9 protein-coding genes are annotated in these 9201 nt (G+C 60.8%); 4 read left to right on the forward strand and 5 right to left on the reverse strand.

Annotated features, from left to right (window positions below; genetic code table 11):
- Window positions 1-67: 67 nt before the first annotated feature.
- The 3 genes from CEC48_RS30000 to CEC48_RS30010 are packed head-to-tail and all read right to left on the reverse strand — an operon-like array spanning window position 68 to window position 3466.
- Window positions 68-967 carry an acyltransferase gene (locus CEC48_RS30000; protein ID WP_088427128.1) on the reverse strand — a complete coding sequence of 300 codons (900 nt, stop codon included), beginning with the start codon at window positions 965-967 and terminating at the stop codon, window positions 68-70.
- A complete protein-coding gene (gene pta / locus CEC48_RS30005) occupies window positions 968-3067 on the reverse strand; it encodes a phosphate acetyltransferase (protein ID WP_088427129.1) in 2100 nt (699 codons plus the stop codon).
- 60 nt (window positions 3068-3127) lie between these two features.
- Entirely contained in the window at window positions 3128-3466 is a 339-nt protein-coding gene (locus tag CEC48_RS30010; protein WP_088427130.1) for a DUF3565 domain-containing protein, read from the reverse strand.
- On the opposite strand from CEC48_RS30010, the gene CEC48_RS30015 reads away from it, so the two are divergent.
- The 3 genes from CEC48_RS30015 (at window position 3435) to CEC48_RS30025 (ending at window position 5820) form a co-directional block, all read left to right on the forward strand.
- Window positions 3435-3920, forward strand: coding sequence for a peptidylprolyl isomerase (locus tag CEC48_RS30015; protein ID WP_003208457.1), 486 nt, complete (start codon window positions 3435-3437; stop codon window positions 3918-3920). The two genes, CEC48_RS30010 and CEC48_RS30015, sit on opposite strands and share 32 nt — an antisense overlap.
- A 135-nt stretch (window positions 3921-4055) precedes the next feature.
- Entirely contained in the window at window positions 4056-4538 is a 483-nt protein-coding gene (locus CEC48_RS30020; protein ID WP_088427131.1) for a glutathione peroxidase, read from the forward strand.
- A 178-nt stretch (window positions 4539-4716) separates the two neighbouring features.
- Entirely contained in the window at window positions 4717-5820 is a 1104-nt protein-coding gene (locus tag CEC48_RS30025) for an NADH:flavin oxidoreductase (RefSeq protein WP_088427132.1), read from the forward strand.
- Here the strand turns inward: CEC48_RS30025 and CEC48_RS30030 are convergent.
- On the reverse strand, window positions 5789-6991 hold the full coding sequence (locus CEC48_RS30030) for a glycosyltransferase family 1 protein (protein WP_088427133.1): 1203 nt from the start codon (window positions 6989-6991) through the stop codon (window positions 5789-5791). The genes CEC48_RS30025 and CEC48_RS30030 overlap by 32 nt on opposite strands.
- A gap of 64 nt (window positions 6992-7055) precedes the next feature.
- Window positions 7056-7811, reverse strand: coding sequence for a sulfate transporter CysZ (gene cysZ, locus CEC48_RS30035; protein ID WP_088427134.1), 756 nt, complete (start codon window positions 7809-7811; stop codon window positions 7056-7058).
- A 293-nt stretch (window positions 7812-8104) separates the two neighbouring features.
- Here cysZ and trxB point away from each other — a divergent pair, with 293 nt between their 5' ends.
- Window positions 8105-9067 (forward strand): thioredoxin-disulfide reductase, encoded by a 963-nt coding sequence (gene trxB / locus CEC48_RS30040; protein ID WP_063033099.1) that lies wholly within the window; start codon window positions 8105-8107, stop codon window positions 9065-9067.
- The last annotated feature ends 134 nt before the right edge of the window (window positions 9068-9201 follow it).

The following is a 9201-nucleotide window of genomic DNA, read 5'->3' on the forward strand; positions in this document are numbered from 1 at the left end:
GTGTATCAGTCATACATGTATTGGCTGACACGCCGCCTTCGCGAGCAAGCCCGCTCCCACAGTTTGATCAGCGGCGTTCTGGGAACTCTTTGTGAAGCTTGTCGAGAAGCATATCCTTCTGTTCCCACAACCCATTGATCCAACCCTGGAACTCCAACCGATATTCCCCATCCTGCTCATAATTCTTGCCAATGAACTGCGGCGGAATCTGCACCTCTTCAAACTGCACCACCACGTCCTTCACATTCCCGCACAGCAAATCCCAATAACCAGGACGCCCACCCGGGTAGTGAATGGTCACGTTCACCAGCGACTTCAGTTGCTCACCCATGGCATCCAGCACAAACGCAATGCCGCCGGCCTTGGGCTTGAGCAGGTAGCGAAACGGTGACTTTTGCTGGGCATGTTTGCCGGGGGTAAACCGCGTGCCTTCGGCAAAGTTGAAAATGCCCACCGGGTTGTGACGAAACTTCGCGCAGGTCTTGCGGGTGGTTTCCAGGTCTTTGCCTTTCTTCTCCGGGTGCTTTTCCAGGTACGCCTTGGTGTAGCGCTTCATGAACGGGAAGCCCAATGCCCACCATGCCAGGCCGATCACCGGGACCCAGATCAGCTCTTGCTTGAGGAAAAACTTCAGCGGGCGAATACGCCGGTTGAGCACGTATTGCAGCACCATGATATCGACCCAGCTCTGGTGGTTACTGGTCACCAGGTACGAGTGCTGATAGTCCAGGCCTTCAAGGCCCTTGATGTGCCAGTGGGTGCGCCGCACCAGGTTCATCCAGGCCTTGTTGTTGCTGATCCAGGCCTCGTGGGTGTGGTTCATCAGCCATTCGCTGAAGCGTTTGGCAAACGGCAACGCCTTGAACAGCGCCACGATAAACAGGAACGAGCACAACAGGATGGTGTTCAACGCCAGCAACAGCGAGGCGATCACCCCGCGCACGGCGGCAGGTAGAAAATCCAGCATTTAGACATCCATAGGTCGGTTGGCGGCTTGAATCGCGGTCAATGCGATCGTGTACACAATGTCGTCCACCTGCGCCCCACGGGGCAGGTCGTTTACCGGTTTGCGCAGGCCTTGCAGCATCGGCCCCAGGCTCACGCAATCGGCGCTGCGCTGCACGGCCTTGTGGGTGGTGTTGCCGGTGTTCAGGTCGGGGAACACGAACACCGTGGCCTTGCCCGCCACCAGGCTGTTGGGCGCCAGTTGCCGGGCCACGGTTTCGTTGGCGGCGGCGTCGTATTGCAACGGGCCGTCGATCAGCAACGAGCTTTGGGCTTCGTGGGCGAGCAGGGTGGCTTCGCGGACTTTCTCGACTTCTTCGCCCGTGGCCGAATCACCGCTGGAGTAACTGATCATCGCCACTCGGGGCGTGATGCCGAACGCGGCGGCCGAGTCGGCGCTTTGCAGGGCGATTTCCGCCAGCTCCGCCGCGCTTGGGTGCGGGTTCATCACGCAGTCGCCATACACCAGCACTTGCTCCGGGAACAGCATGAAAAACACCGACGAGACCAGGGTGCAGCCCGGCGCAGTCTTGATCAACTGCAAGGCCGGGCGAATGGTGTTGGCGGTGGAATGGATGACGCCGGAGACCAGGCCGTCGACTTCATCCAGGGCGAGCATCATGGTGGCGATCACCACGGTGTCTTCCAGTTGCTGTTCGGCCATCGGCGCATTGAGGCTTTTGGTTTTGCGCAGGGCCACCATCGGTTCGACGTAGCGCTGGCGAATCAGGTCGGGGTCGAGAATCTCCAGGCCTTCGGGCAGCTCGATGCCATGGGCGCGGGCCACGGCTTCCACGTCTGCCGGCTTGGCCAGCAGCACACAACGGGCAATCCCGCGCGCCTGGCAGATGGCGGCGGCCTGCACGGTCAGCGGCTCGCTGCCTTCAGGCAGTACGATGCGCTTGTTGGCTGCCTGGGCGCGCTGGATCAGTTGATAGCGGAACACCGCCGGCGACAGGCGCATCTCCCGCGGCGTGCCGCAGCGTTGGTGCAGCCAGCGGGCATCGAGGTGGCTGGCGACGAAATCGGTGATGATCTCCGCCCGTTCGCGGTCATCAATCGGGATTTCCTTGTTCAGGCTGTTGAGCAGGTTGGCGGTCTCATAGGAGCCGGTGCTCACCGACAACACCGGCAGCCCGGCCTGGAACGCGCCACGGCACAGGTCCATGATGCGCGGGTCGGGCAGGGTGTCGCTGGTCAGCAGCAGGCCGGCCAACGGCACACCGTTGATGGCGGCCAGGCTGACGGCGAGGATGATGTCGTCGCGGTCGCCGGGTGTCACCACTAATACGCCGGGCTTGAGCAGCTCCACGGTGTTACGCATGGTGCGTGCGCAGATGATGATTTTGGTCATGCGCCGGGTTTCGTAATCACCGGCGTTGAGGATCTGCGCGCCCATCAGGTCGGCCACGTCGCGGGTGCGCGGGGCGTTGAGTTCCGGCTGGTATGGGATGCAGCCCAGCAGGCGGAAATCGCCGCTGCGCAGCAAGGGCGAATGCTCTTTGAGCCGCGCCGAGAAGACTTCCATGCTTTCGTCGGTGCGCACCTTGTTGAGGATCACGCCCAGCACTTTTGGGTCTTTCGGGCCGCCGAACAACTGGGCCTGCAATTCCACGCGGCCGGAGAGTTCGGTGAGCACTTCGTTTTCCGGGGCCGAGACCAAAATCACTTCGGCGTCCAGGCTTTTGGCCAGGTGCAGGTTGACCCGGGCCGCATAGCTGGCGCTGCGGGTTGGCACCATGCCTTCGACGATCAGTACGTCCTTGCCCACGGCGGCTTGCTGGTAAAGGGTGATGATTTCTTCCAGCAGCTCATCCAGTTGGCCGTCGCCGAGCATCCGCTCTACATGGGCCAGGCCCAAGGGCTGGGGCGGCTTCAGGCCGTGGGTACGGGCCACCAGTTCGGTGGAGCGCTCGGGGCCGGTGTCGCCGGGGTGCGGCTGGGCAATCGGTTTGAAGAAGCCGACTTTCAGCCCGGCCCGCTCAAGGGTACGCACCAGCCCAAGGCTGATGGAGGTCAGACCCACACCAAAATCGGTGGGCGCGATAAAAAAAGTCTGCATGCGAATTCTCTGGAGGTGCATGGCTTCGGTGGCGGCCTATGGCTGGCTGCCTACCGGGAATCAGGTGCCAAGGTTATCTTTATCTGAGGCTTGCGCACACCAGCCGCACGTAAAGGGCTTGTCTATTTTTTCAAGGCGTTGCGCCGGGTCCGTGACCCAGGCCCGGGATTGCCACGGCGGCTGGTGGCGCAAGTGCTGGGTGTGGCCACAGGAAAGCTCGACGACCCAGTGTTGGTCTTCGTCCTGGTGAAATCCTGCGACTGTCGGGTCAGTTGTTCGACCCCGTCCGTCCGGGTTGTGTTCGCTTTCGTGCAAATCCTTGTTTAGACTTGTCCGTTCTTCATTCTTCTGCAAAAGGTCTCGCCCCATGCCGATCGCCGCCAATAAGGCTGTCTCCATTGACTATACCCTGACCAACGACGCTGGTGAGGTCATCGACAGTTCTGCCGGCGGCGCGCCGCTGGTCTACCTGCAAGGTGCAGGTAACATCATCCCGGGCCTGGAAAAGGCCCTGGAAGGCAAAGAGGTCGGTGACGAACTGACCGTTGCCGTAGAACCTGAAGATGCCTACGGCGAATACGCTGCCGAACTGGTCAGCACCCTGAGCCGCAGCATGTTCGAAGGCGTCGACGAGCTGGAAGTGGGCATGCAGTTCCACGCATCCGCTCCGGACGGCCAGATGCAGATCGTTACCATCCGCGACCTGGACGGCGACGACGTGACCGTCGACGGCAACCACCCGCTGGCTGGCCAGCGCCTGAACTTCCAGGTGAAGATCGTCGCTATCCGTGACGCTTCCCAGGAAGAAGTGGCCCACGGCCATGTGCACGGCGAAGGTGGTCACCACCATTAATTGATTGAGCGACGCTCTGTCAGTTGGAAAAAGGCGCCTTCGGGCGCCTTTTTCATTTGGCGGCTATTCTTGCCGACTTGGCGGCTGTAATCTCGAATGGCCGTTACGAAGAACATGGGATATCTGGAGTTCGTCATGAGTGCTTTCCACGACCTTAAACTCAAAGCCCTGGATGGTCAGGAGCTGCCTCTGGCGCCCTTCAAGGGGCACGTCGTGCTGGTGGTCAACGTCGCCTCCAAATGTGGTCTGACACCACAGTACGCTGCGCTGGAAAACCTCTATCAGCAATACAAGGCCCAGGGTTTCACCGTGCTGGGGCTGCCGTGCAATCAATTTGCCGGGCAGGAACCGGGCACGGAAGAAGAAATCCAGGCGTTCTGCAGCCTCAACTATGGCGTGACCTTTCCTTTGGGCAGCAAGCTTGAGGTGAATGGCCACGATCGTCACCAGCTGTATCGCTTGCTGGCGGGCGAGGGCGCCGAGTTCCCCGGGGACATCACCTGGAACTTTGAAAAATTCCTGCTGGGTAAAGACGGCCGGGTCCTGGCGCGTTTCTCGCCGCGTACACCTCCGGATGACCCTGCCATCGTGCAGGCGATCGAAAAAGCATTGAGCTGATACGTTCAGCAGTGTCGAGTGAGCTTCTGTGGCGAGGGAGCTTGCTCCCGCTGGGCTGCGCAGCAGCCCCATGCCTTCCCGCTTTTACCCCTTAATCACCCCAATCAATAGTGCTATCCAGCACGCTGCGCACTCCATATTATCCACATCATAAATTCCTTTCCGATGGAGTGCTCCCATGCCTGTCCAAGCCTTGTTCAAACCGTTCCAGCTCGGCGCACTGCAACTGCCGAGCCGCGTGGTGATGGCGCCAATGACCCGTTCGTTCTCCCCGGGCGGCGTGCCTAATTCCAAAGTGATCGAGTACTACCGCCGCCGTGCCGCCGCCGGTGTAGGCCTGATCATTACCGAAGGCACCGTGGTCGGTCACCCGGCCTCCAACGGCTACCCGAACGTTCCGCATTTCTACGGTGAAGCCGCCCTGGCTGGCTGGAAGAAAGTGGTCGACGCGGTCCACGCCGAAGGCGGCAAGATCGTTCCGCAACTGTGGCATGTGGGCAGCGTACGGCGTATCGGCACCGAGCCGGATGCCAGCGTGCCGGCCTACGGCCCGACCGAAAAACTCAAGGACGGCAACGTCGTCGTCCACGGCATGACCGTGCAAGACATCAAGGACGTGATCGCCGCGTTCGCCCAAGCCGCCAAGGATGCCCAGAGCATCGGCATGGACGGCGTGGAAATCCACGGTGCCCACGGCTACCTGGTGGACCAGTTCTTCTGGGAAGGCACCAACCAGCGCACCGACGAATACGGCGGCAGCCTGGCCAACCGTTCGCGCTTCGCCATCGAATTGATCCAGGCTATCCGCGCCGCTGTGGGCCCGGATTTCCCGATCATCTTGCGTTTCTCCCAATGGAAGCAGCAGGACTACACCGCGCGCCTGGTGCAAACCCCTGAGGCGCTGGGTGAATTCCTCAAGCCGTTGTCGGATGCTGGCGTGGATATTTTCCACTGCTCCACGCGCCGTTTCTGGGAGCCGGAGTTTGAAGGCTCCGAGCTGAACCTGGCCGGCTGGACCCGCAAGCTCACCGGCAAGCCGACCATCACCGTGGGCAGCGTCGGCCTGGATGGCGAGTTCCTGCAGTTCATGGTCAATACCGACAAGGTTGCGCAACCGGCCAGCCTGGAAAACCTGCTGGAGCGCCTGAACAACGACGAGTTCGACCTGGTCGCCGTGGGCCGTGCGCTGCTGGTGGATCCGGATTGGGCGTTGAAAGTGCGCGAAGGGCGTGAAGGCGACATCCTGCCGTTCAGTCGTGAGGCGTTGACGACTTTGGTGTAAGGGGCGACAGGACGGGCACCGGTTGCTCGTCCTCGCACACACCGCGTAACTGCCGCTCAAACTGATCGATAATCGCCGGCCATCCCTGACGGCTGGCGTGTTGCCGGGCATTGAGCCGCACCCGTCTTAAACTCTCGCGTTCTTCCAGCAGCCAATTGGCTGCATCGCAAAACGCCTCCTCATCCCCCGGCATCGCCAGCACACCGCTATAGCCATGGCGAATATGCTGGGTCGCGGCCGCCTGGTCGTACGCCACCACACCCAATCCGGAAGCCATGGCTTCCAGCACCACGTTGCCGAAGGTTTCAGTCAGGCTGGGAAACAGGAACAGATCCCCGGACGCGTAATGCCTGGCCAACTCTTCGCCGCGCAAGGTGCCGCAGAAAATCGCCTCCGGCAGTTCCTTTTCCAGCATTGCCCGTTGCGGGCCATCGCCGACGATGATCAGTTTCATCTGGCGCAGTGGATAGGTGTCCTGCAAGGTCTCGAAGCAGCGCTTGAGCAGCCCGAGGTTTTTCTCCTGGGCCAGGCGGCCCACATGCAGCACGGCAGTTTGCTCACTGTTCAGTGCCCAACTTTCACGCAGTGCATTGTCGCGTTTGGCCGGGTGAAACAGCTGGCTGTCGACACCCCGCGCGAGCATGCCCAGGCGCTCGAAGTGGCGGCGTTCCAGCTCCATGCGCTGGCTGGCGCTGGGCACCAGGGTCAGGGTCGAACGGTTATGGAACCAGCGTAGATAGTGGGTCAGCACCCGGCTCAACATGCCCAGGCCGTACTGGTTGGAATACTGCTGGAAATTGGTATGAAAGCCGCTCACCACGCTGATTCCCAGGCGCCGCGCAGCCCGCAGTGCCGACAAACCCAGCGGCCCTTCAGTGGCGATATACAGCACATCCGGGCGCTGGCGGGTCCAGCGCCGCAACAACTTGTGCATCGACGACTGGCCCCATTGCAGCCCCGGATAACCTGGCAGCGGCCAGCCTCGGCAGAGCATCAGGCCATCGTCGCTGGGCCGGCTCTGGTCGCTGCCCTGGCGCGGGCGAACCAGTTCGACTTGATGCCCGCGGGCGCGCAAACCGTCACACAGGCGGCCAAGGGTATTGGCCACCCCGTTGATCTCTGGCGGGAAGGTTTCGGTAATCAGGGTGATGTGGAGCGAAGCTGTCGTCATGACCCACAGTGTCGGCGCGGGCCATGTCGTCATTGTGTCTTTTGGATGATGGATTTATGACGGCTCAGGCCTTTTTAACAGCCATGGCCTCGGCGCCCTGTTCTCGCACCCAAAACAACGTCGCCGCCGCCACCGCCGCCGGCATCATCAGCAGGTTGACCACCGGGATCAGCAACACCAGGTAAACGATGCCGCCAAAACTCATGCTCTGCCAGCGCTTCTTGCGCAGCCAGGCGAGCATTTCGTTCCAGCCCAGCTTGTGGTTATCCGCCGGGTAGTCGATGTACTGGATCGCCATCATCCACACGCCAAACAGCAGCCACAGCGGCGCAGCCACCAGGTTGACCACCGGAATGAACGACAGGATAAACAGGCCGATGGCCCGGGGCAGGAAGTAACCCAGCTTGCGCATTTCCCGGGCCAGGGTGCGCGGGACCATGGCCGCCAACTCAGCCCAGCTGAACGCCGGGAAATCATCGGTGCCGCGTACCACTACTTCGACCTTTTCAGACAGAAAGCCGTTGAACGGCGCGGCGATGATGTTGGCGAGCATGGTGAAGGTGAAAAACACCATCAGCACCACCAGCACCACGAATAAAGGCCACAGCAGATAATTGAGGAAGCTCAGCCAGCTCGGCAGTGTCGGCATCAACGTGTCGACCCACAGGCTGAACTGATGGCCGGCGAAGTAGATCAACCCGACGAACAGTATCAGGTTGATTGCCAGCGGTAGCAGTACAAACAGGCGCAGGCCGGGGCTGAGCACCAGTTTGAGGCCTTCGCGCAGGTATTGTGGGCCTGAAAGAACGGGGGCGGGCATGGATAACTCCGGGCAATGGGGGCGAACGCGCCGACCTTACCGGCTTTGCGAGAACCGGGAAAGCACGGCCCGCATTACGACATTAACGGTAACAAACGTGTCGATTAATAGAGGGCACGGGATAGAGACCACCTATGAGCTGGATTGTTATTCCGTATTTCCTTAATCTTGCCTCCCTCTATACGCTGCACCCATTATTTTCAGGATCTGCGAGTTCAAGCCTTCCCCAAGTGCTTCGCGGTCCTTTTTTATTCCAGCCGTTCTGTAGTCCGGGCGGTCGATAGGAGTGAGTCATGTCTGATACCCGTCATTCGCGAGTGATTATTCTCGGTTCCGGCCCTGCCGGTTACAGCGCTGCCGTCTACGCTGCCCGGGCCAACCTCAAACCGTTGCTGATCACCGGCATGCAAGCGGGCGGTCAGTTGACCACCACCACCGAAGTCGACAACTGGCCGGGCGACGTCCACGGCCTGACCGGCCCGGTGCTGATGGAACGCATGAAAGAACACGCCGAGCGCTTCGAAACCGAAATCGTGTTTGATCACATCAACGCGGTCGACTTCTCGAAAAAGCCTTACAGCCTGACCGGCGACAGCGGCGTGTACACCTGTGACGCGCTGATCATCGCCACTGGCGCCAGCGCTCGTTACCTGGGCCTGCCGTCGGAAGAAGCGTTCATGGGCAAGGGCGTTTCGGCCTGCGCGACCTGCGACGGTTTCTTCTACCGCAACAAGCCAGTGGCTGTGGTCGGTGGCGGCAACACCGCGGTGGAAGAGGCGCTGTACCTGGCCAATATCGCCAGCACCGTGACCCTGGTTCACCGTCGCGAGACCTTCCGCGCCGAGAAGATCCTGATCGACAAGCTGCATGCCCGCGTTGCCGAAGGCAAGATCATCCTCAAGCTCAACGCCACCCTGGATGAAGTCCTGGGCGACAACATGGGCGTGACCGGTGCTCGCCTGAAAAACAACGACGGCAGCTTCGACGAGCTGAAAGTCGACGGCGTGTTCATCGCCATCGGCCACACCCCGAACACTTCGTTGTTCGAAGGCGTGCTGGATGCCAAAGACGGTTACCTGATTGTGCAGGGCGGCCGTGAAGGCAACGCCACTGCCACCAACATTGAAGGTATCTTCGCTGCCGGTGACGTGGCCGACCACGTCTACCGTCAGGCGATCACCTCCGCCGGTGCAGGCTGCATGGCGGCACTGGATGCCGAGCGTTACCTCGACGGTTTGAAGGACGCTGCGTTCTAAACCGTTGAAATAAAAAAACCGGCTGCGAGGCCGGTTTTTTTATGCACGGGATTTGATGATCACCGCAGTCCAAATGTGGGAGCGGGCTTGCTCGCGAAAGCGGTGTGTCAGTCACCCGATGTATTGACTGACAC

Origin of the sequence: Pseudomonas sp. K2I15, assembly GCF_002204795.1 — a bacterium.
Taxonomy (GTDB): domain Bacteria; phylum Pseudomonadota; class Gammaproteobacteria; order Pseudomonadales; family Pseudomonadaceae; genus Aquipseudomonas.